Annotated in this window: 24 protein-coding genes and 11 tRNA genes; 31 read left to right on the forward strand and 4 right to left on the reverse strand. The window is 39.8% G+C overall.

Annotated features, from left to right (window positions below; genetic code table 11):
- Window positions 1–25: 25 nt before the first annotated feature.
- The 24 genes from MKX82_RS07710 (at window position 26) to MKX82_RS07825 (ending at window position 13,965) form a co-directional block, all read left to right on the forward strand.
- On the forward strand, window positions 26–2,935 hold the full coding sequence (locus MKX82_RS07710) for a family 78 glycoside hydrolase catalytic domain (protein WP_341076177.1): 2,910 nt from the start codon (window positions 26–28) through the stop codon (window positions 2,933–2,935).
- Between the two features lie 252 nt (window positions 2,936–3,187).
- Window positions 3,188–3,616: a GNAT family N-acetyltransferase gene (locus MKX82_RS07715; RefSeq protein WP_341076179.1), complete on the forward strand. Its 429-nt coding sequence runs from the start codon at window positions 3,188–3,190 to the stop codon at window positions 3,614–3,616.
- Between the two features lie 32 nt (window positions 3,617–3,648).
- Window positions 3,649–3,960, forward strand: coding sequence for a putative quinol monooxygenase (locus MKX82_RS07720; RefSeq protein WP_341076182.1), 312 nt, complete (start codon window positions 3,649–3,651; stop codon window positions 3,958–3,960).
- Window positions 3,961–4,007: 47 nt separating this feature from the next.
- Window positions 4,008–4,568 carry an AAA family ATPase gene (locus tag MKX82_RS07725; protein ID WP_233314303.1) on the forward strand — a complete coding sequence of 187 codons (561 nt, stop codon included), beginning with the start codon at window positions 4,008–4,010 and terminating at the stop codon, window positions 4,566–4,568.
- Window positions 4,569–4,702: 134 nt separating this feature from the next.
- Window positions 4,703–5,521 carry a helix-turn-helix domain-containing protein gene (locus tag MKX82_RS07730; RefSeq protein ID WP_445738829.1) on the forward strand — a complete coding sequence of 273 codons (819 nt, stop codon included), beginning with the start codon at window positions 4,703–4,705 and terminating at the stop codon, window positions 5,519–5,521.
- Window positions 5,522–5,542: 21 nt separating this feature from the next.
- Window positions 5,543–6,463, forward strand: coding sequence for a DMT family transporter (locus MKX82_RS07735; RefSeq protein ID WP_237941218.1), 921 nt, complete (start codon window positions 5,543–5,545; stop codon window positions 6,461–6,463).
- Window positions 6,464–6,745: 282 nt separating this feature from the next.
- On the forward strand, window positions 6,746–7,387 hold the full coding sequence (locus tag MKX82_RS07740; RefSeq protein ID WP_233314301.1) for a hypothetical protein: 642 nt from the start codon (window positions 6,746–6,748) through the stop codon (window positions 7,385–7,387).
- Between the two features lies 1 nt (window position 7,388).
- A complete protein-coding gene (locus tag MKX82_RS07745) occupies window positions 7,389–9,089 on the forward strand; it encodes a GMC family oxidoreductase N-terminal domain-containing protein (RefSeq protein ID WP_341076193.1) in 1,701 nt (566 codons plus the stop codon).
- A 64-nt stretch (window positions 9,090–9,153) separates the two neighbouring features.
- Window positions 9,154–9,681 carry a DUF3231 family protein gene (locus MKX82_RS07750; protein WP_233314299.1) on the forward strand — a complete coding sequence of 176 codons (528 nt, stop codon included), beginning with the start codon at window positions 9,154–9,156 and terminating at the stop codon, window positions 9,679–9,681.
- Between the two features lie 216 nt (window positions 9,682–9,897).
- Window positions 9,898–9,972: transfer RNA gene (locus tag MKX82_RS07755), tRNA-Glu, on the forward strand.
- Between the two features lie 7 nt (window positions 9,973–9,979).
- Window positions 9,980–10,055 (forward strand) — tRNA-Val (locus tag MKX82_RS07760).
- Between the two features lie 6 nt (window positions 10,056–10,061).
- Window positions 10,062–10,137 (forward strand) — tRNA-Thr (locus tag MKX82_RS07765).
- Between the two features lie 9 nt (window positions 10,138–10,146).
- Window positions 10,147–10,231 (forward strand) — tRNA-Leu (locus MKX82_RS07770).
- Between the two features lie 19 nt (window positions 10,232–10,250).
- Window positions 10,251–10,325: transfer RNA gene (locus MKX82_RS07775), tRNA-Gly, on the forward strand.
- A 7-nt stretch (window positions 10,326–10,332) separates the two neighbouring features.
- Window positions 10,333–10,409: transfer RNA gene (locus tag MKX82_RS07780), tRNA-Arg, on the forward strand.
- 18 nt (window positions 10,410–10,427) lie between these two features.
- Window positions 10,428–10,503, forward strand: a tRNA-Ala gene (locus tag MKX82_RS07785).
- Window positions 10,504–10,507: 4 nt separating this feature from the next.
- A tRNA-Ser gene (locus MKX82_RS07790) sits at window positions 10,508–10,600 on the forward strand.
- A 15-nt stretch (window positions 10,601–10,615) separates the two neighbouring features.
- Window positions 10,616–10,692, forward strand: a tRNA-Asp gene (locus MKX82_RS07795).
- Between the two features lie 9 nt (window positions 10,693–10,701).
- Window positions 10,702–10,775: transfer RNA gene (locus MKX82_RS07800), tRNA-Gly, on the forward strand.
- A 5-nt stretch (window positions 10,776–10,780) separates the two neighbouring features.
- A tRNA-Leu gene (locus MKX82_RS07805) sits at window positions 10,781–10,861 on the forward strand.
- Between the two features lie 128 nt (window positions 10,862–10,989).
- On the forward strand, window positions 10,990–11,967 hold the full coding sequence (locus MKX82_RS07810) for a tRNA dihydrouridine synthase (RefSeq protein ID WP_233314776.1): 978 nt from the start codon (window positions 10,990–10,992) through the stop codon (window positions 11,965–11,967).
- Window positions 11,968–12,142: 175 nt separating this feature from the next.
- On the forward strand, window positions 12,143–12,640 hold the full coding sequence (locus MKX82_RS07815) for a YehS family protein (RefSeq protein WP_233314298.1): 498 nt from the start codon (window positions 12,143–12,145) through the stop codon (window positions 12,638–12,640).
- Window positions 12,641–12,650: 10 nt separating this feature from the next.
- Window positions 12,651–13,358 carry a M48 family metallopeptidase gene (locus MKX82_RS07820; protein WP_233314297.1) on the forward strand — a complete coding sequence of 236 codons (708 nt, stop codon included), beginning with the start codon at window positions 12,651–12,653 and terminating at the stop codon, window positions 13,356–13,358.
- 160 nt (window positions 13,359–13,518) lie between these two features.
- Window positions 13,519–13,965, forward strand: a complete 447-nt coding sequence (locus MKX82_RS07825; RefSeq protein WP_237941221.1) for a CBO0543 family protein — start codon at window positions 13,519–13,521, stop codon at window positions 13,963–13,965.
- Between the two features lie 51 nt (window positions 13,966–14,016).
- On the opposite strand, the gene MKX82_RS07830 is transcribed toward MKX82_RS07825, so the two are convergent.
- Window positions 14,017–15,030: a helix-turn-helix transcriptional regulator gene (locus MKX82_RS07830; protein ID WP_237941222.1), complete on the reverse strand. Its 1,014-nt coding sequence runs from the start codon at window positions 15,028–15,030 to the stop codon at window positions 14,017–14,019.
- Window positions 15,031–15,187: 157 nt separating this feature from the next.
- On the opposite strand from MKX82_RS07830, the gene MKX82_RS07835 reads away from it, so the two are divergent.
- Window positions 15,188–15,901 (forward strand): class I SAM-dependent methyltransferase, encoded by a 714-nt coding sequence (locus MKX82_RS07835; RefSeq protein ID WP_341076209.1) that lies wholly within the window; start codon window positions 15,188–15,190, stop codon window positions 15,899–15,901.
- Window positions 15,902–15,920: 19 nt separating this feature from the next.
- Here the strand turns inward: MKX82_RS07835 and MKX82_RS07840 are convergent, their stop codons facing one another.
- Together MKX82_RS07840 and MKX82_RS07845 are read right to left on the reverse strand one after the other, a co-directional pair.
- Window positions 15,921–16,379 carry a CBO0543 family protein gene (locus tag MKX82_RS07840; RefSeq protein WP_233314293.1) on the reverse strand — a complete coding sequence of 153 codons (459 nt, stop codon included), beginning with the start codon at window positions 16,377–16,379 and terminating at the stop codon, window positions 15,921–15,923.
- 45 nt (window positions 16,380–16,424) lie between these two features.
- Complete coding sequence (locus tag MKX82_RS07845; protein WP_233314292.1) at window positions 16,425–16,880, reverse strand: hypothetical protein; 456 nt, start codon at window positions 16,878–16,880, stop codon at window positions 16,425–16,427.
- 138 nt (window positions 16,881–17,018) lie between these two features.
- Between MKX82_RS07845 and lepB the strand changes: the two genes are divergently transcribed.
- From lepB to MKX82_RS07875, 6 genes are all read left to right on the forward strand, one after another.
- Window positions 17,019–17,576 carry a signal peptidase I gene (gene lepB, locus MKX82_RS07850; protein WP_237941226.1) on the forward strand — a complete coding sequence of 186 codons (558 nt, stop codon included), beginning with the start codon at window positions 17,019–17,021 and terminating at the stop codon, window positions 17,574–17,576.
- 23 nt (window positions 17,577–17,599) lie between these two features.
- On the forward strand, window positions 17,600–17,938 hold the full coding sequence (locus MKX82_RS07855; protein ID WP_251647749.1) for an HIT domain-containing protein: 339 nt from the start codon (window positions 17,600–17,602) through the stop codon (window positions 17,936–17,938).
- 9 nt (window positions 17,939–17,947) lie between these two features.
- A complete protein-coding gene (locus tag MKX82_RS07860; RefSeq protein WP_341079468.1) occupies window positions 17,948–18,610 on the forward strand; it encodes an HAD family hydrolase in 663 nt (220 codons plus the stop codon).
- A gap of 103 nt (window positions 18,611–18,713) precedes the next feature.
- Entirely contained in the window at window positions 18,714–19,079 is a 366-nt protein-coding gene (locus MKX82_RS07865; protein WP_341076214.1) for a GerAB/ArcD/ProY family transporter, read from the forward strand.
- Window positions 19,080–19,096: 17 nt separating this feature from the next.
- On the forward strand, window positions 19,097–19,486 hold the full coding sequence (locus MKX82_RS07870) for a GerAB/ArcD/ProY family transporter (RefSeq protein ID WP_341076217.1): 390 nt from the start codon (window positions 19,097–19,099) through the stop codon (window positions 19,484–19,486).
- A 266-nt stretch (window positions 19,487–19,752) separates the two neighbouring features.
- On the forward strand, window positions 19,753–20,622 hold the full coding sequence (locus MKX82_RS07875; protein WP_233314286.1) for a cation diffusion facilitator family transporter: 870 nt from the start codon (window positions 19,753–19,755) through the stop codon (window positions 20,620–20,622).
- 13 nt (window positions 20,623–20,635) lie between these two features.
- Here MKX82_RS07875 and MKX82_RS07880 read toward each other — a convergent pair whose 3' ends face one another.
- On the reverse strand, window positions 20,636–21,385 hold the full coding sequence (locus MKX82_RS07880; protein ID WP_341076223.1) for a sulfotransferase family 2 domain-containing protein: 750 nt from the start codon (window positions 21,383–21,385) through the stop codon (window positions 20,636–20,638).
- Between the last annotated feature and the right edge of the window lie 16 nt (window positions 21,386–21,401).

Below are 21,401 nucleotides of genomic sequence, written 5' to 3' on the forward strand. Positions count from 1 at the left end.
AAATTTTACTAGAAAGGAAGTAACTATGACACACTTAAAAGCAGCATCCTTAACAACTGAGTACCGAACAAATCCACTCGGCATTGATTGTAAAAAACCACGGTTAAGCTGGAAAATCATTTCCGATGAAAGAGGAACATTGCAGCAATCCTACCAAATTCAAGTTTCTGAACATCCTACTTTTGATACATTACTGTGGAATACAGGCATCATTCACTCACAAGAGTCCTTGCATCTTCCATATGAAGGTCCAGATCTAAAAGAAAGAACTAGATATTTTTACAGAGTGAAAGTCTGGGATAATAAAAGCCGCGAATCCGCTTGGAGTGAAACAGCTTGGTGGGAGACTGCTTTGTTTGCCGAATATGACTGGAAAGCACAATGGATTACACCAGATGAAGAAGTGATAGGCCGTTTGAGTGAGCCGGCTTTTTGTCTAAGAAAAGAATTTCAGCTGCAAAACGACATTGTATCTGCCCGCATATATGGCACAGGCTTAGGTCTGTATGAGCTGTATGTAAATGGAGAGCGTGTCGGTGATGAGCTGTTTGCTCCCGGCTGGACCAGCTATCACAAACGTCTTCAATATCAGACATATGATATCACATCCCAACTTCAAGCGGGACCGAACGCCTTTGGCATCATGCTTGCAGACGGCTGGTATAAAGGGAATATGACATGGGAAAACAAGCGTCATATATACGGCGACAGGCGAGCAGCATTTTTTGAGCTGCATGTAAGATACAATGATGGCACGGAAGATATTATTGTGACAGATCCATCATGGAAAGCAGCATTAGGGCCTGTTGTATATTCAGAGATTTATCAAGGAGAAAAATATGATGCAAGACTTGAGGAGGGTTTCAGTTTGCCTGACTTTGATGACAGCAGCTGGTCTTTAGTGCAAGAACAACAAATGCCTGTAGGTCAGCTGATTGCACAAGAAAATTGGCAGACAAAAGTGACCGAGGTTATTAAGCCTATTGCGGTATTTACGACTCCTTCAGGAGAGACGGTAATCGATATGGGGCAGAACATGGTCGGCAGAATTCGCTTTTTTGTTAAGGCTGATAAAGGAACGAAGATTATTTTAAAGCATGCAGAGGTGCTGGATAAGGACGGAAACATATACTTCGGCAATTTGCGCAAGGCAGACCAGCAAGTAGAATATATTGCAAAAGGAATCGGGCTGGAAAACTATGCTCCGCACTTTTCTTTCCAAGGTTTTCGATATGTGAGGGTGGAAGGGTATCCGAACCAGGAAAACGGGCTTTCTCTCGAGCACTTTGTAGGCGAAGTCATCCATACAGATATGGAGCCGACTGGAGAGTTTGAATGCTCCAACCCGCTTGTAAACAAGCTTCAGGAAAACATTAAATGGGGGCAAAGAGGCAATTTTCTTGATGTGCCGACAGACTGCCCGCAGCGTGACGAGCGCCTTGGCTGGACTGGTGATGCACAAGTATTTATACAGACGGCTTTGTTCAATTATCATGGAGGTCCTTTTTTCACAAAGTGGCTTCGTGACCTCAAGGCAGAGCAGCATCCAGATGGAGGAGTTCCCTTTGTTATTCCAGCTGTAGTCGGCGGTGCCAATGCGGCAGCCTGGGGTGATGCAGCAACAATTATTCCATGGGAGATTTACAAAGCATACGGTGATAAGCGGTTGTTAGCAGAGCAATATGACAGCATGAAGGCATGGGTTGAGTATATGCGCAGACAAGGGGAAAATGAGTACCTCTGGATTGTCGGCTTCAATTTCGGTGATTGGCTTGCCCTTGATGCACCGTCAGGCAGCTACAGCGGTGCCACACCAAAGGACTTTATTGCAACAGCTTTTTATGCACACTCCACGAGAATTCTGCGTGAAGCTGCTAAAGTGCTTGGCAAATGGGAAGATGCTAAAAGTTATGGTTTGCTGCTTGAAAATATAATAGAAGCATTCAATCATGAATTTGTCTCTAAATCTGGCAGGCTAGTGTCACCGACGCAAACCGCCCATGTTCTGGCATTGATTTTCGATCTCGTCGATGGAGGCGTAAAAAAGCGAACAGCACATGAATTAAACGAGCTCATTATTAACAATAATTATCATTTGACAACAGGGTTTGTCGGAACTCCGTATTTATGCTTTGCTCTTTCAAAAGCAGGTCATCACGAAACAGCTGTTAAACTATTGCTGCAAGAGGGCTATCCTTCCTGGCTTTATTCTGTCAAAAAAGGAGCTACAACCATATGGGAGCACTGGGATGGAATTAAAGAGGATGGTTCGTTTTGGAGCGATGATATGAATTCCTTTAATCATTATGCTTACGGCGCAATCGGGGATTGGATGTACAGAAAAGTTGCAGGCCTTGATATGGATGAAGAGCTGCCAGCCTACAAACGAATCCGCATACAGCCAGCATTTGCCGGAATTCACTTAACCTATGCAAAAGCTGCTTTTGAGTCGATGTATGGCAGAATCCAATCCGCTTGGAGCATAACAGCAGACAAGATTGAACTGAAAGTAGAGATCCCAGCAAATACAACAGCAGAAATTGTCTTGCCGTTTGCACAAACAGCGAATGTGTCAGAAGGCGGCAACCCGCTTGCACAAGCAAATGGAATATATACGTATAAGGAAAAGGATGATACAGTCACGTTAACCGTCGGATCTGGCAGCTATCATTTCCAATATGATAACAAGAACGGATTAATGGTGGAATTTACGAAGAACTCACGATTGATTGATGTGCTAGGACATCAATCATCAGCAGCTATTCTCGATAAGCATGCACCATGGATTGCTAAGCCGCCAGGCATTTTTGCGATGAGAACAAAAACATTGCAGGAATTAGCAGAGTTTCCAGAAGCGAACCTGACAAAAAATCAAGTGGATGCTTTAATAGAAGAGCTTAACACCATTGAGTGGAAAGCAGAGTTAGTGAAATAAAGCATTATAAGTCATTCATCAATTTGATGAATGACTTATTTCTATTTTAGTAGAAGGGATATAGCCATCTGGTGGAGAATTATTCCAACAAAGACTATGGCCACTTGCAAAAATTACGAGCCTGTGAAGAAAGTAAGGGAAAAATTTTTTCGGATGATAAGAATATATTTGGTAACAGCAATATGGATAGGATGCATGATGCACTGAAAACTTTGTCGGACAAATAGAAAGATCGATGGGGTGAAAAGGAGAATGAAAATTTGCAGAGAATCTTATCAAGAAAATAGTGATTTTCTCCGAAAGAGGGTAATAGAATACAATCTTTCCCGCTTGCCAGATGAGGTAAAGCATCCAGTTAACAAACTCTGCTTTACTGCCAGAGATGATAACGAAAAAATCGTTGGCGGTATTTCGGGAGTGATTTTTTGGCATCATTTGCAAATCGAATCATTATGGGTGGATGAGACAAAAAGAGGGGAGGGATATGGCAGCAGCCTGCTCAAAACAATCGAGGAAAGTGCTATTGAATGCAAATGCACCCATATTCAACTGGATACCTTCAGCTTCCAAGCCCCAGAATTTTACCGGAAACATGGCTATGAGATTGCTGGACTCATTAGTGAACATCCTACAAAGGAAAGCAGCCAGTATATTTTAGTAAAACGTTTAAAAAGATCTTAAGCGAAAAAATAGCATAGAGAAGAGGGATAACTATGGAGAATTTTGGATTATTAGGAAAGTTTACGGCTAGGGAAGAGAATCGTGATATGCTTGCAGCCATTCTAATTGAAGCCGCATCGCAAATGGAGGCAGTTGAAGGCTGTCAACTGTATACGATTAATCTGCCAGAAACTGAACTTGATAGTGTGTATGTTTATGAGGTATGGAGCAGTAAAGCCGCCCACGAAGCTTCTTTATCCCTTGAAGGAGTGCAAACGCTAATTAATCAGGCGAAACCATTGATTACAGGGATGGAGAGAATAGAAAGCTTTAAGCAGGTGTGGGGCAAGGGAACATTCCGGTGAGTCTGTCTTATTCCCGATAAGTATCAGGTAGGAAGGAAGAATACATCATGAAGTTTGTTCTTATATTTGGACCGCAGGCTGTTGGAAAGATGACGGTTGGCCAGGAGTTAGCCGCCATTACAGGTTTAAAGCTTTTTCACAATCATATGAGCATTGATTTAGTCAGTAATTTTTTCGGATATGGAACGAAAGAAGGAAGCAGGCTTGTAAATCTTTTTCGGCAGGAAATCTTTGAGACAGTCGCCAAAAGCGATTTACCTGGATTAATTTTCACCTATGTGTGGGCATTTAATTTGAAAGAAGATTGGAATTATGTTGAAAAAATCTCTAATATTTTTAAACAACAAGGCGGAACAGTCTATTACGTCGAATTAGAAGCAGATCTCGACGAACGGCTATACAGAAATAAAACTCCGAACAGATTAGAACATAAGCCAACAAAAAGAAATATTGAATGGTCGGAATCAGAGCTAAAAAGCTCTCTGGAAAAATATCGATTAAACTCCCGTGAAGGAGAGATACAAAAAGAAGAATATTTAAAAATAAACAATACAGATAAAAGCCCTAAAGACGTTGCTGCGTTGATTAAAGACAAATTCAAGCTGTAAATTCATTGCTTTGCTTCTTGGATCAGAAGCATGGCTTTTTTTTTTGGCTTTTAGTCAATATCATACAAGAGCAGCTATAAAGTCATATGCTACACTAATTTTAAGAAAATGAACGAAAAAGGAGGCACGACTCATTGAAGGAAAAAAGAATGGTGAAATTTGATTCTCAGCTGCAGGTGGAAGCATACCATTTTGATGGGATCATGCAGAAATTCCCAAACCATTTCCATGAATATTATGTTATCGGCTTTATCGAAAATGGGCAAAGGAAACTCACTTGCAAAAATAAGGATTTTATTATTAACAAAGGAGATATGGTCATCTTTAATCCTCTTGATAATCATGCATGTGAACAAGTTGATCTTAATGCGTTAGATTACCGCTGCTTGAATATTAATGCTGATATTATGAAGAAAGTAGCTAAGGAAATTATGGGAGTAGATTATCTTCCTTACTTTACTTCACCTGTTCTGGTGCAAACAAGCTTTGCACCACTGTTAAAAGAAGTGCATGAGATGATTATGTCTACCAATGAAGAGCTGGAAAAGGAAGAAAGCTTTTATTTTTTAATGGAACATTTAATCAAAAAATGCAGCATTAAGTATGAAGAAAGTACATCAACAGATGAGCGTCTGCATGCAGTATGCCGCTATATGGAAAAAAACTATACAGAACATTTAACATTAACTGACTTAGCAGAGGTTTGTGATATGAACAAATATACGCTCTTGCGGTCGTTTACACGCAATTTTGGCATTACTCCATATAGATACTTACAAACTATTAGGATTAATGAGGCAAAAAAACTGCTTGAGAGCGGGCGTAAGCCAATAGATGTTTCAATGGAGACAGGGTTTGCAGACCAAAGCCACTTCAGCAATTTTTTCACTGAATTTATTGGTCTGACACCAGGCCAGTATCGGGAGATTTATCAACATAAGAAACAAGCATGACGAAAAGGGCGAGGACAAAAAATGAGAAATCAAACTACAAATGGTCATATAGCAGCACTAGTGACTATTTTTATCTGGGGCATTACCTTTATTTCGACTAAAGTTTTACTGACAGGTTTTACACCGACTGAAATTTTGTTTTTTCGGTTTGCTATTGGCTTTATCATGCTGCTGATTATATTTCCAGCGAGGATGAAAGTAGCAGACAGAAAGCATGAGCTGTTATTTATCTGTGCCGGGTTATGTGGCGTTACCTTATATTATTTGTTGGAAAATATCGCTTTAACGATGACAATGGCCTCTAATGTGGGAGTTATCAGCGGAATTGTCCCGTTTTCAACAGCAGTTCTGACGATGCTGTTTTTGAAAGATGAACGTTTAAAAGGAAACTTTTTTGTTGGTTTTGCAATGGCGATGATTGGCATCTTTTTAATCAGCTATAATGGAAAGGCCAATTTTCAGCTAAATCCACTTGGAGATATGCTGGCAGCTGTCGCAACATTTGCGTGGGCAGCCTACTCCGTGCTGACAAAAAAGATCTCAAGCTATGGCTATCATCCAATCCAGACAACAAAAAGAGTATTCTTTTACGGACTGCTTCTTATGGTGCCAACATTGTTTTTCTTTGATTTCAAGCTTGAGCTTGCCAGGTTTGCTAATCCAATCTATCTATTCAATATTCTATTTCTTGGAATAGGAGCTTCTGCCGTCTGCTTCGTAACATGGAATACAGCTGTCAACATTCTTGGGGCAATAAAAACGAGTGTTTATATTTATATGGTACCTGTCATTACAGTCGTAGTGTCTATGCTTGTACTGCACGAACAGCTGACAAAGCTGTCAGCATTGGGAATACTACTTACATTAGCAGGACTGGTTGTTTCAGAGGTGAAAATTACGATTAAGAAAAAAAGAGCATTGGGAAGCAGTGCAGTGAAATAGGTTGCTTGTTTAAGGAAGTCTTGCTGATAAATAGCCAGACTTCCTTTTTATATATAAAGAAGGGTGAGATATTGATTACCGCTGGATTTCGAGATTTCGGTAAAAGATTTATGGGAAGGAAAGGGGAAGTGCTTGTTTAAGAGATAATAAGAATGAACCTTATTGGCCGAAAACACAATTTTTCCTATCTTTTACTATTGGCAATGACATAGCCAAGCCTTGAGGTGAATAATATTAAGGATAGTAAACTATTTGATAAACATGAGAAACAGGGGTTAGCGAATGGTTAGTATAGAAATTAGTGATGCTCATACTAAATCCACTTTTCAAGCATTTGTACAGGCAGTTATTCCTCCTCAAGCATATTACCTTCCCAACAGCACTTCGTTTATCAAGCCAGGTGCCTTTGAACTGCAGGTTTACGAATATCTAATGCAGATACTAAATCAGTCCATGCCCCTAAAGGTCAAAAAACAGTTGATGATTGCATCAATGGCTAAGTCTACAGCAGAACTGCTAGATAGTGGAGCAGTTTATCTGGTCCAATCTCAGAAAAATATATATCCGCTCTGCTGTAATACATTCCCTGAAGGTGGTCCTTACACGTTATTAGCACCATTAGACAGGCTTAACGCAATCTCATATATAGAAAGGCTAGAAATAAATCCGGTGAATTTAAAACCGCCTTATGACAATAATCCAGGACTTATTCAAAATATCGTTGATGTGTTGCATCAGCTGACTTTTTTCGGGTTTTATTCCGAATGGACGGGATATGGCAGTACTGCTTTTTTGCCTCCGGAAAACCGGCAAATGGAATATTTCCCTATTGGCTGGCATCGGGCAGGCTATCCAGGACCAGCTTATGCTTATCGGGATTTTCGCGGTTTTTTAGCTCTTATGCCACATAAAAAGGAGGGATAGTATGAAGTTGCAGGATGTCATCGTAATTGGGTCTGGCGGAGGAGGGGCTGTCATGGCGAAAGAGCTTGGAGAAAAAGGATTAAAGGTGCTTGTTTTGGAGGCTGGTCCTTGGTATGGCAATAAACAATGGCCACAACCCAATACGGAGTCGAACAGCGAAAGCAGTTCCTCTTTATCTGATCTCGACATTGATCTATACAAGCAGTTAATGGATAAGAAGGAAATGAACATGAATGATTTAGTGACAGGAAGGTATCGCTTTGGACCGGCAGACCGAAGCAAGGCGCAATGGTTCCGGAATATTAAACAAAAGGCAATGATATGGCAGTGTGCCGGCGTTGGCGGCACTACGCAAGTTTATACAGCCAACTGTCCGCGAGCTTATCCGCAATTAGTGGATGGTAAATGGCCGTTTTCGTATAAGGAGCTTATCCCGTATTATGAAAAGGTAGAGGAAACCTTACCAGTGAACTTTGCGCCAGTTACGGCAAAGGAAGAACTATTTTATTTCGGTGCCAAAAAACTCGGGCTGCATTTAAATCCATCGCTTGATATTTATTCGCCTGGATATCGACCGCAGCCTAATGCCATTCTTCCACCAAACGAAGCAATCATTAACCCCAATATTACTGATGTCGAGCTATCCTGGATGGAAGGCTGTACATTATCAGGACATTGTATTAACGGTTGTGCTCATGGTCCTTCTATAGAGAAAATCGCAAAGCGCTCTACGAATGTAAGTTATATTCCACTCGCTTTAAGGACAGGTAATGTAAGCATAAGGCCAAATGCGTTCGCTGTGAAAATCCTAACCGAAAAGGAGGGTTCTGAACTCCGTGCAATCGGTGTAAGAATAAGAGATACATGGACAGGACAAGAAGAAGAATTAACCGCATCCGTAGTTGTGTTAGCTTGCGGCAGTATAGAAACTCCGCGACTTTGGCTGAATTCATCCCTGCCAGAAAATGAGTTTGTTGGCAAAGGATTAGTCACACATTATATGGACTGGATTACAGGAATCTTTGAAAAGAAAGATTTATTGTCTGTTATAGGAGCAACGCAAATAAGACCATATGTAGGAAACACTTGTGGAGCAAGGCTAGACTATCCAGGACTTGGTGCACTACAGACAGCTGGAATGAGTCCAGGATTGACCGCTTCCTTTTATGGCTTGAGTACAGATGGGTATGCTGTTAGAAAAGAGCGAAGCAATCACAGACCATGGGATATGGAGGGACGGCCAGTTGGACAAACTTTACATTACTTGATGGATAATTATGCTCGATCTTTAAGTATATTGGTAACAACAGACGATGAAGTGGATGACAGAAACGGTGTCGCACTAGATCCGCGTATTTCCGATGAGAATGGTTTTGTGCCAGTTATCCGGTATAGAGCTACAAAAAAATCAGCCGAGCGGCGCAGAAAACTTGCTGTACTGGCTGCAGACCTATTACGCAAGGCGGGAGCGAAACAAATTTTGCGCTCCAATTGGCCGGAGGGTATGATGATTCATATGGAAAGCACGATGAGAATCGGCTTTGTTGTGGATGAAAACTGTGAGGCCTATCAAGTAAAACGGCTTTATATTGCTGACAACAGTGTGCATGCTAATGGTCTCGGTGGTGCTAATCCAACCCTTACAACTCAAGCCTTAGCTGCTAGGACAGCAGAAAAGGTGATAGAGACTTATTTTTCTTAGTATGTTTTTAAAATTTTTAGACAAACTAACTCAAAAACATACTTAAGAACGGTGGGATTTACTTATGAAATTGTTTGAAGTCATGTACGATGCGTTTGAGCCATTTTTGGACGGTGAAAAAAGACCATTAAATGTCTTAGAAGTCAGCAATCTGTGGTTTTATTTGTTGGCAACGGAAACAACCCTTCGTAATGAAGAGCTTGCTGTTAACATCGTTCAAGATCCAAAATTAAAAGCAATCATTAAGGATACTACCGATTCTGTGCATATTCCGATGCGCGATGAGTTAAAAGAATTTTTGACAAAAGAAGGAGTTCCGCTCCCACAGACTACCCCAGAAAAACCAGTCGGAGATTTTCGCGACATCCCGGAAGGAGCAAAACTGAATGATGAAGAGACTGCCAACCTCCTTTCTTATAATCTTGCAGCAGGAGTAAATTATGCAGCAAGAGGTCTTACAGAATCTATCCGTGCAGATGTCGGTTTGCTTTTTTCTAAATATATTATGAAGAAGACCATTGCCGGTCTAACTGTTAAGCAATACTTAGATGAGCATGGGTGGCTGCGGGTGCCGCCGTTTTACAACAAATAGTTATTCACTTTAAGTGAAAATATATATAAGTAGAAGGAAGAAGTTGAATGTAAGGAATTCAGCTTCTTTTTTTGGTATAATAATTTGTGCTAAAGACAGTCTGAGTCAAAAGTTGATACAAAAAAATAAAAAATATTAAAAAATGTATTGACGCTCATTTAAATACTAGATATAATAATCCTTGTCGCTGATACATGACAGCGAAGAAAATGAAACGGCCCATTGGTCAAGCGGTTAAGACACCGCCCTTTCACGGCGGTAACACGGGTTCGAATCCCGTATGGGTCACCAATATAATGGAGGATTAGCTCAGCTGGGAGAGCATCTGCCTTACAAGCAGAGGGTCGGCGGTTCGATCCCGTCATCCTCCACCATAATACGCCGATGTAGCTCAATTGGTAGAGCAACTGACTTGTAATCAGTAGGTTGGGGGTTCAAGTCCTCTCGTCGGCACCATTAGATTTTGCGGGTGTGGCGGAATTGGCAGACGCACTAGACTTAGGATCTAGCGCCGCAAGGCGTGGGGGTTCGACTCCCTTCACCCGCACCATTTAATTTAAATACTCTAAGCGGAAGTAGTTCAGTGGTAGAACACCACCTTGCCAAGGTGGGGGTCGCGAGTTCGAACCTCGTCTTCCGCTCCAAAAATATGCGCCCGTAGCTCAATTGGATAGAGCGTCTGACTACGGATCAGAAGGTTATGGGTTCGACTCCTTTCGGGCGCGCCATATACATTTGCATTTTACGGGGCCTTAGCTCAGCTGGGAGAGCGCCTGCCTTGCACGCAGGAGGTCAGCGGTTCGATCCCGCTAGGCTCCACCAATACGGAGGAATACCCAAGTCCGGCTGAAGGGATCGGTCTTGAAAACCGACAGGCGGGTCAAACCGCGCAGGGGTTCGAATCCCCTTTCCTCCTCCATTAATTTAATAGTTTGGTCCGGTAGTTCAGTTGGTTAGAATGCCTGCCTGTCACGCAGGAGGTCGCGGGTTCGAGTCCCGTCCGGACCGCCATTATATTTCGCGGGTGTAGTTTAATGGTAAAACCTCAGCCTTCCAAGCTGATGTCGTGGGTTCGATTCCCATCACCCGCTCCAATTATGCCGGTGTGGCGGAATTGGCAGACGCGCACGACTCAAAATCGTGTTCCTTTGGAGTGCCGGTTCGACCCCGGCCACCGGTATTATGATGCTGCTTATGCAGTGAAATCAACGTTTCTTACACTCTGTAAGGGGCGTTTTTTATTTTAAAAAGAAAACCACCATTTGATCATAAAAAATTAATCCATAATGAGAGGATTTGATTGTAATGATGAAAGATAATTTCTGGCGTGAACTGCCACGACCGTTTTTTGTACTTGCACCAATGGAAGAGGTAACGGATGTAGTATTTCGCCATGTAGTGAGCAAAGCAGCAAGACCTGATGTGTTTTTTACAGAGTTTACGAACACAGAGAGCTACTGTCACCCAGATGGGAAGCAAAGTGTACGCGGGCGTTTGACTTTTACAGAAGATGAACAGCCAATGGTTGCACATATATGGGGAGATAGACCTGAAAATTTCCGCCAAATGAGTATTGGAATGGCAGAACTCGGGTTTCGTGGCGTCGATATTAATATGGGCTGTCCTGTGCCTAATGTGGCATCTAAGGGGAAGGGGAGCGGCCTTATCCTCCGTCCAGATGTCGCTGCAGAGATAATCCAAGCAGCAAAAGCAGGCGGATTGCCTGTAAGTGTGAAAACAAGACTTGGCTACACGGAAGTAGAAGAGTGGAAGGAATGGCTAGCACATATATTGAAACAAGATATTGCTAACCTTTCAATTCATTTGCGTACACGTAAGGAAATGAGCCAAGTGGATGCTCACTGGGAGCTGATTCCAGAGATTAAGAAGCTCCGTGATGAAATAGCGCCAGATACATTGTTGACGATTAACGGAGATATTCCTGACTATCAAACTGGCTTGGAGCTTGCTGAAAAATATGGTATTGATGGGGTAATGATTGGGCGCGGTATTTTTAAAAACCCATTTGCATTTGAAAAAGAGCCAAAAGAACATAGCAGTAAAGAATTGCTTGATCTCTTGCGATTGCATCTTGATCTACATGACAAATATTCACAAGAATTAGAGACACGCTCATTCCGAGCTCTGCATCGCTTTTTCAAGATATATGTTAAAGGATTTAGAGGAGCAAGTGAACTAAGAAATCAATTGATGAGCACAAATTCATCGGATGAAGTGCGTGAAATGCTTGATCTCTTTGAGAAAAATGCTGACATAGTTGAGTAAGAATATGTGATTAATTGGCTGATGTGAGTACATTTACCTTGACTCCCATCAGCCAATTTTTGCTTTTATCAATTGTATATGGCTAGACTGTTGCGAAGTATTATTAGTTATACTAAAATTAAGTGCCTGTTGCTTTATAAAAAGGTACTATTATTTAATATAAGGAGTTACATAAATGGAAATTAAAGATATGCTTATTCGCTTGAGATATGCGCTAGAAATAAAAAATAAAGAAATGGTGGAGATTTTTAATCTTGGCGGTGTCGAGGTAACGGTACCTGAAGTGGTGCAAATCCTGAAAAAGACAGATGACGAAGAAGAGGAAAATGACGATCAAATTAAATGTACAACTAGTATGTTCGATTCCTTTTTAAATGGTCTCATTATTTATAAAAGGGGAGTACAAGAGCCTAAACCAGGGATGCCTAATGCTCCAGCTCAACCCTCTCAAAAAGGGGAACATATTAATAACCTCCTTCTAAAAAGAGTGAAGATAGCACTGTCTTTAACTACGGAGGATATGCTGGATATTTTTGCAAACGCAGGGTTAACAGTGACAAAAGGTGAGTTGGGTGCTTTATTGCGAAAAGAGGGACATAAAAATTATAAAGAGTGTGGAGATAAATTCGCCAGAAACTTCTTAAAAGGACTCGCAGTCCGATACAGAGGATAAGGTGATGTAAATGATTCATACGTACTCAGGTTCGACAATTAGCTATGAAGTAAAGTACAAAAATAGAACCTCCATCGGAATATCAATAAATAGCTATGGAGAAATTGAAGTACAAGCTCCGAAAAAGATAGCAGATGAAAAGGTGCTTCAGGCTTTAGAAGACAGATGGGAACTCATACAGGAAAAATTAGCAGAAATGAAGGATAGGTGGAATGGTCCACAAGAAAAGGTCTATGATAATGATGAAAGCTTTCTGTATTTAGGGAAAGCATATCCTATTAAAATATTCCAAGACCGTAAAATTAAGCAGGACTATGTTGTATTTGAAGAAGAAACACTGTATATATATGTGAAGCAGCTTGACGATGAAAAGAGTAAACAAGCATTAAGACGTTTTTATTATCAGCAGTGTAAGGACTTAGTACAAAAAAGTATCTCTGTTTATCAAGGCAACTTTAAAACAAAACCCCGTTCTGTACGGATATCAGATAGTAAAACGAACTGGGGTACATGTGATTCCAATTTGCAATTAACCTTCAATTGGAGACTGGCAATGGCACCACGTGAGGTCATTGACTATGTAGTTGTACATGAGATGTGTCACATGGTCCATTTAAACCACGACCGCTCGTTTTGGCGTCTTGTTGGGAAAATAATGCCTGATTATAAGGAAAAAGAAAATTGGCTAAGCTTTTCAAACTGGAAAATGACTGTTTAGAATACAGGGCTGGAAACAATTCATTGAGCTCTCACGATTGTGAGAGCTCTTTTTTACGTATTTTAGAATTGTTGTAAAGCAATTGCACCAAAAATGTATATAACTTGGTTAGCATTCAAACAATAATAGTTGCCATATTTAAGTTATAGGTGGGATTGATATGTATATCTTATGGAGTACAGTAGGTTTGCTTGTTATCATGCTCTTTTTTATGCCGAAGCAATTAACATGGCGAGAAAATGTCATTGTTGTGCCGATTGTAAGCTATTGTGCTTGGCTTGCTCATTTCTTCATTGCTGTGAAGCTTGATTATGTAGATTTTGGCCCATCCAAGGAGGTAGAATTTACGGATTTCGCTCTCGTTTCATTAGTTCCTCCGTTGCTAACAGTATTATATTTAAACTTTCAAAAAAATAATCATTATCTTCTCTATGTAATCATTTGGACAGCCATCTCTTTTTTGATTGAGTATCTTTTGCATAAAGCAGGATTCATGAAGCATTTCGAGTGGAAGCTTTGGTACTCTATCCCTGTATATTTTATATCTTATCTAGGTTTGTATTGGTTTTATCGGAAGGTGATCAAATGCCCTCCAGAAAACGGCTAAACAAAAGCAATCCCAAAACTCTCCCACCATCAGGAGAGTTTTGTTAATGCCTCAAGAAAAACTATATTTATTAAGCAGCACCCACACCAATTCTCCTCTCGTTGTACTGTTCGTTTTTGTGAAAATCGATTTTAAATGGTCCTGTACTGTATGTGGCGAAATATATAATGCTGCTGCAATCTCTTTAGTGGTATTTCCGAGAAATATATAGTTTACTAGCTGTTTTTCCCGGTCTGACAGTCTATATAGGGAAGCTGTATTATGTAAAATTTCTTGTGGTGCTGTTTTTTGGCAGGTGACGGCAAAGTGCTGGTCCTGTGATTGCATTAAAGTCGCATGGATTGTGAAAAATTCTCCTGCAGAGGGGTGAATACAAATTTTTGCTTCTGTCTGCACTAGATCATTCGCCTTTGCTTTTGTACATACTGCCCTAACCGGCCGCGGTAAAATGGTGCTGTCTATCTGTTCTAGCTTACGCAGAAAGTCAAGCAAGCTCTGCCCGCCTTTATTGGCTGCGGTTATTTGCATATCTTCATTAAGCAGTATCACACTTTTATCCCAATCTGCTGTATTGCCTGGTGGCAATGGAGCAGCAAAAAAGTCATACAGCTTTATGGAGATCGGCTGCAACAACGAAATTATCTCGTCCATATCTTTTTGGGTAAACATCTGCTGTTTATTAGAACGAAACAATGTCAAAAATCCGCAGCATTTTCCTTTATACATAACAGCTGCACGCAGCTCATCTGAAAAACCAGCAGGCTGAAGAATTTCTTTACTGCGGGTACTCAACGCAAGATTTCCATTTGTAGAGTGACTTAAAACACCAACTGGAACAGGAAGCTTTATGAGATTTTCAAACCGGTTAAAGTCCTTCTGTAAATATTCATTTTCAAATAAAAGAGGATGTATTTTTTCAATCCGAGCATCCGTGAAGGCACCTGTTGATAGAAGTGTTAATGAGTCGACTGTCGTAAAACACCCTGCCTCATAACAAATAGACTTTTTTATATGTATTAAACAGTTATTCAAAAAATCAGTTATAAACGCTGTGTCTTTCTTCAATTTTTGTTCGCCTCTTTCCAGGGTGATAACTATCCCATAAATATGGGATTTTGCTTGTTGTAATTTTTAAATAGAATGATAATGATTATTAATATCATTAATTTAATGATAACAAATGGGAAATACAATTGCATTCATTAAAAAAGGAGGCATTCATATGCCGGAAAGCAAACGAGCGAAGAGCTGGGAGGATCCTAGTGTTAATTCCTATGCTACAACAATAAGGAAAAAGATTGCAGGTTACCCACTATTATATGAGCTGACAGGGAACTTGATGGAAGGTTTTTTAATTGGTGACAGTAATCATACAGTATTAATTGTCGGAGCTGGCGGCGGGCAAGAACTCGTCACATTCAGCAATAATTCGCTCTGGTCATATGTGGCTGTCGATTCCTCAGAGGAGATGCTTAAACTTGCGAAAAGCAGAACAAAGAATATAGCAGATCGAATCTGTTTTCACCACTCAGAATGGGATATGTTTTCTACCGAAAAACAATTTGATGGAGCTACATGCCTGCTTGTTCTTCATTTTATAAAAGGGTTAGGAAATAAACGGAAATTTCTGTTGAATATTGCTAAACACCTTAAACCAGGTGCACCGCTTTTACTTGCTGCCATTCAAGGAGAACAGGTCAGTGAATCTTTCGAAATGCAAATGGCGGGTTGGAGAAATTATATGATCTCAAACGGCATATCACCTGAAGAGTTCGCAGAATTTGCTGCAACAATTGGGCAGGGAACAGAGGTTAATAGTGACGAAGAATGGAAAGAATTATTGTATGACTGCGGCTTTACTAATGTCAGCTGTTATTTTGGATCATTTCTTATTAGAGGCTTCATCTGCACAAGAGATAAGGCTCAAGCTACTTAAGAACCAATAAGGGGGTATATTATTCGGCTTCCCCCCTCATTAATTTCCTAAAGATAGCAATATTGATTAGTTGAAAAATCAACAGCAGCGGATAAGCAGCGGCAGAATACCAATAGTTCCAGCCATTATGATAAAAGTAACCTGATTTAACGGAGGCAAACTCATAAATTATACAGAAAATACTCCAATAAATGACATATAAGGATTTATGAAGCACTGATTTTTTATATGGGAAAAAATTTACAAATAATATTCCGGATGCAGGAAAGAGAATGATGATTGGCAAGTACCCGGCAAATTGAATGCCTGGGGAAAAATAGCCATATAGATGGAGCTTAAGATCAAGCAGTACGTCAACAAAAAATCCAATAAACATGGAATATAGGATAACGGCATATTGCTCTGCTTGTGAAATTCTCTTCGGAATTATCCAAGCGATAACAATAAATAGGAGGCAGGAGATAATTAAAAAGGTCATAATACGCATCAGTTCCTTTAGTGTAATAATCCATAAAAAATATCGTTATCCTTTTCTTTCCTTTTCTACAACAAAACGATGAAAGAAATAGTTGCATCCTGCGACAGACAGACTTAAGCAGAAGAGCTGCAGCCTCTTCAGGTTGACCAGCTTATAGATTTTGAACTTTTCAGCGAGTGTACTTAATGGGTAGGCAAACAGAAAATCGGCAAAAATATTCGAGATAATATAAAGCCAAACTTTTTCATATGTAAGTTTAAAAATCCATAAATTTAAGGTGAAAAAAAGGCCGAATACAAAGGTGATGTCTGTAGAGAGTCCTGGAATAATCGGTTTTTTTACTTTCCACCATGTGTAGCTTTTAGAAAGCTCACTGATTAAAGTAATTAGAAGTGAACTAAAAATGCCTGTAGGCAAAAAGCGTCTAAAGGATTTCGCGCCAAATAGTAAAAAAGTGAACCATGGTCCAATCAGCAGCACATACATTTTCCAGTTTCTCATCTTTTTTCCTCCTAAAAATTATCAACATCAAATATAGTATTTCCGTCCTAACCGCATTTAATTAGTTCAAAATAATGCCATAAAATGGTACGATAATAGGGAGAAAAATGTCCGCAAACAAGAAAAGGTAGTGATAGCTTGAAAAATCTGCTGAACAATGAAAATTTTGAATGGCTGAAATCTGCCTTTATAGCGATTATTGCAGTGCTTGTCATTCGCCTATTTATTTTTGTCCCAATCATTGTGGACGGTGAATCAATGGAATCTTCGTTAGATAATGGCGACAGAATGATTGTTACAAAGGTAGGGAAGATTCAAAGATTTGATATTGTCGTGTTCCACGCTAATGAAAAGGAGGATTATATCAAGAGGGTAATCGGCTTGCCGGGCGACAAGATAGAATATAAGGATGATACACTCTACATAAATGGCGAGGCTTATGAAGAGCCTTACTTGGATAAAAACAAGCAGGAATTACGGCAATTATTCGGAAGCGGGGCATTGTTAACAGAAAACTTTACATTAAAGAGCCTGCTAGGGTTGGACCGAGTTCCGAAGGACTCCCTGTTTGTGCTCGGTGATAACAGAAGAAACAGCAAGGACAGCCGTTATATCGGAGTAATCCCGACAAGCAAAGTAGTTGGGACGACAAATATTATTTATTGGCCAATCAAGAATATTCATCTCGTAGACTAACAAAAAAGTGAAAAGGGGAATAAATGTTGGGAAACGATTTTTACTGTGAGGAAGTTCTGAGTAATAAGACAAAGGTGAAAAAAATAATCGAAACAGATAATGTTTTAGCTTATTATCACACTAAACCATTTTATCCGGTACATATCGTGGCCATACCAAAAAAGCATATTTCGTCGCTATTGACACTTGAGGAAAGTGATCAAAAACTGCTGCTTGAGCTTTTAGGTGTCATTCAAAAGCTTGCAGCGAGTGTGACGGAGGAATATGGTGCATGTCGTGTAATTACAAATTTAGGAAATTATCAGGATTCCAAACATCTTCATTGGCATATAGTATTTGGCAATCCTCTAACGAATCAGTAAAAGGAGCGCATAAAATTACGAGCAATCATTTTTGACATGGATGGTACGTTATTTCAAACAAATTCTATTTTAGAATTGGCCTTAGAAGATGCTTTTAAACGTTTAAGGGATCAGCAGCTATGGAATAGTGCCACACCAATTGAAAAATACAGAGAAATTATGGGGGTGCCGCTTCCGCAAGTATGGGAAACTTTACTGCCGTTACACAGCCAAGAGGTACGTGCGGCAACAGACGCTTATTTTTTAGAAAGATTAATAGAAAATATCAACAATGGCAAAGGAGCATTATATCCTCACACACAAGCAGTGCTTGCAGAATTAAAAAACAGGAACTTTGCAATTTTTATTGCCAGCAATGGCCTGCCTGCCTATTTAAAAGCAATTGTCGAGTATTACGAGTTAGATAAATGGGTAACCGAAACCTTTAGCATTGCTCAAATACATTCACTAAATAAAGCCGATTTAGTAAGAGCTGTCATCCAGAAATATGAGATAGCGTCTGGCGCTGTTGTCGGTGACCGCTTGTCAGATATTCAAGCAGCGAGTCGAAATGGCTTCCTTTCGGTCGGATGTAATTTTGATTTTGCTAAACTAGAGGAGTTATCCGAGGCAGATATAGTAATAGATGACTTGCGTGATTTGCCTGCAATTTTTACTAAGTCGATAAAGTGACTCTTTCAAACTATTTGAAAGGGTCTTTTTTTGTTTATACATATATGGAGAGGCTTATGGGAATTATAGGTACATCGGTAATGGGAAAGAGGCTGCTGCTGTTATGTTAACGGAAAAAGTTTCGCTCACACAATTATTTACATTAATATTAGGCTTTAATCTAGGAAGCTCCCTTGTTTTTGGTATAGGCCTTGAGGCGAGGGAAGACAGCTGGCTTGTTATTTTATTTTCTACATTTATCGGCGTTATTATTGCCTATTTATATTATCATATGATTATGTTACAGCCGAACAAGAACTTATATCAAATCCTGGAGTTCTGCTTTAACAGACCAGTTGCAATCATAATAGGTTTTATTTATGCTGTCTATTTTTTTTATATTGCAGCAAGGATTGTCAGAGACTTTAGTGTGTTGACTTCTGCTGCTATCTTGCCGTTAACACCAATAGAATTCATCGTGTTAACCTAGCAAGGCCATATGGAGAAATGATTGTTTTTATGTGCATTCTGCCTTTAGTAGGGAATATACACAAAAGCAGAATCATCTACTTATTTTCCATTATTTTTTCAGGGCTGTTTTTAACATTAACTAGTTTGCTGATAACAGCATCCCTTGGAAGCAGGATTGCCTTAAGAGCAAACTTCCCCCTCTTATCTGCAACCCGTCTTGTATCAAATGGGGAATTTATTGAAAGAATGGATGTTATTACAGTGTTTATGATCATGCTTTTGAGTGTTGGTAAAAAGCTCGGTGTTTATATACGGAGGACTAAAAGGGCTGGAATATATATTTCGGCTTCCCTATCGCTTTTTTGTTATGCCCGTTATTTTTATCGTTTCTATGTTTTCCATATTCATCAGCAGATATTTCGCTGACCATGTAAACGAAGGTCTTCATGTTATTCATTATCTTTTAAGTATGCCGCTGCAATTTATGCTTTCACTTTTTTATATTTAATTATTTTGGTAAAAACGGCAGTCAAACAAAGAGGGATCGCGAAGTAAAAATATGGATACGTTTTGCATGGCGGAAAAACAATTACGCAAAGTGAATTTTTTAATTTTTGTGCAAGAAGATTGCTCTAGACCCACCCGAAATATGCTTGTTATCATATGATTATTATTAAGTAGGGAGAGATTTCATGGAGGAGCAAAAATTTAAGGACTTAAAATTAGGAGAACGAGGAGCATTAATCAGTATTGCTGCCTATATTTTCCTTTCGATTATAAAGCTGTCGGTAGGTTTTATGACGGATTCACAAGCATTGCGGGCAGATGGTCTGAATAACGCAACAGATATTATTGCTTCGGTTGCAGTCCTAATAGGATTAAGACTATCACAAAAGCCTGCAGATAAGAATCATCGCTATGGTCATTGGAAAAGCGAAGGCATCTCTTCTATGGTAGCTTCATTCATTATGATGGTTGTCGGCATTGAGGTGTTAATTGATTCTGTTTCTTCCTTCATGCACAAGGATAGTCAGTCACCTGATATGATGGCAGGGTTTGTCGGTTTATTTGCTGCAGCAGTAATGTATGGTGTATATCGCTACAACAGCACTTTGGCTAAGAAAATTAACAGCAGTGCTGTTATGTCTGCGGCAAAGGATAATATTTCAGATGCGTGGGTAAGTATCGGTACGGCTGTCGGCATATTCGGGTCACAGTTGAACATGCCGTGGCTTGATTCTGTTACTGCACTGGTTGTCGGAATGCTGATCTGTAAAACAGCTATTGAGATATTCAGGCAAGCATCCCATGAGCTGTCAGACGGCTTTGATGTGGACAGGCTGCAAAAGTTAAAGAATGCTATTTTGATTATGGAAGGGGTAAAGGGCATTAAAGAAATAAAAGGGAGAAACTACGGCAATAACGAAGTGGTCGATGTTTCTATTCTCGTTGATTCTACATTGGATATTAAAAAAGCCCATGGGATAGCTGATGATGTGGAGGCAGAGCTGCAGCGTGAATACGGAGTTTACCAAGTGCATGTCCATGTAGAGCCCCAATAAAAAAGCAAGCTTTTTAAGGCTTTGCTTTTTTATTTTGTTTGTTTAAGGCTCTTTGGGCTTGAATAAATTTTTTCATTTCCTTTTTTTCCTTTTTTGACAAGCCATTCAATCGTTTTTGCAAAAGCTCTTTAGCAAACTGATACAGTTCCATATCAAGCTTATTATAGTCTTCTATCAGCTTGATCGTTTCCTTCGGGACATCTGCCCGCCTAAGCTTTTTCTTTGTAATATTGACCTTGTTATAATGAATGTCGTTCCAATTATACACAGCTTTAAGTAAATATAAGGATTCATCGAATCTTTCCGTTATCCCCACAGCATCAAATGACTCTAATCTTTCTTTGGCTAAGTTAAGATCATATTGGACAGGATATCCGCATAAAAGCAGTGTCTGACAGTTATTAGCTTCTGGTTCTGTCCTCACAAACTCCTCTAACGTCATATCTTTTAATCTTTCATAGCCTGGATAGTTTCTCAAATAAGAATACAGGGATAAAACCCGATCGACAGGATGGCGAAGCATAGTGAAGTAGTGGTGCTGCTTTTGAAAATGCTCATGAACTCCATACAAATGATGGCCGGCAAATGCATTAATATCGGTTTTTTGACGTTCTGTCAGCTGATCCAATGGAATAACTTCATTTTGAAAAAGCTCATGATCATAAATTTCCTCCACCGAAAATTGCCGTTTGAAAATAGTATTAAGAGTGGACCCGCCTGTTTTAGGTATGTGGAGAAAAATAATCAAGTCTTGTTCTGTCATTACAAACATCTCCTTT

The organism is Niallia sp. FSL R7-0271, from assembly GCF_038005785.1.
Lineage (GTDB): Bacteria > Bacillota > Bacilli > Bacillales > Cytobacillaceae > Niallia.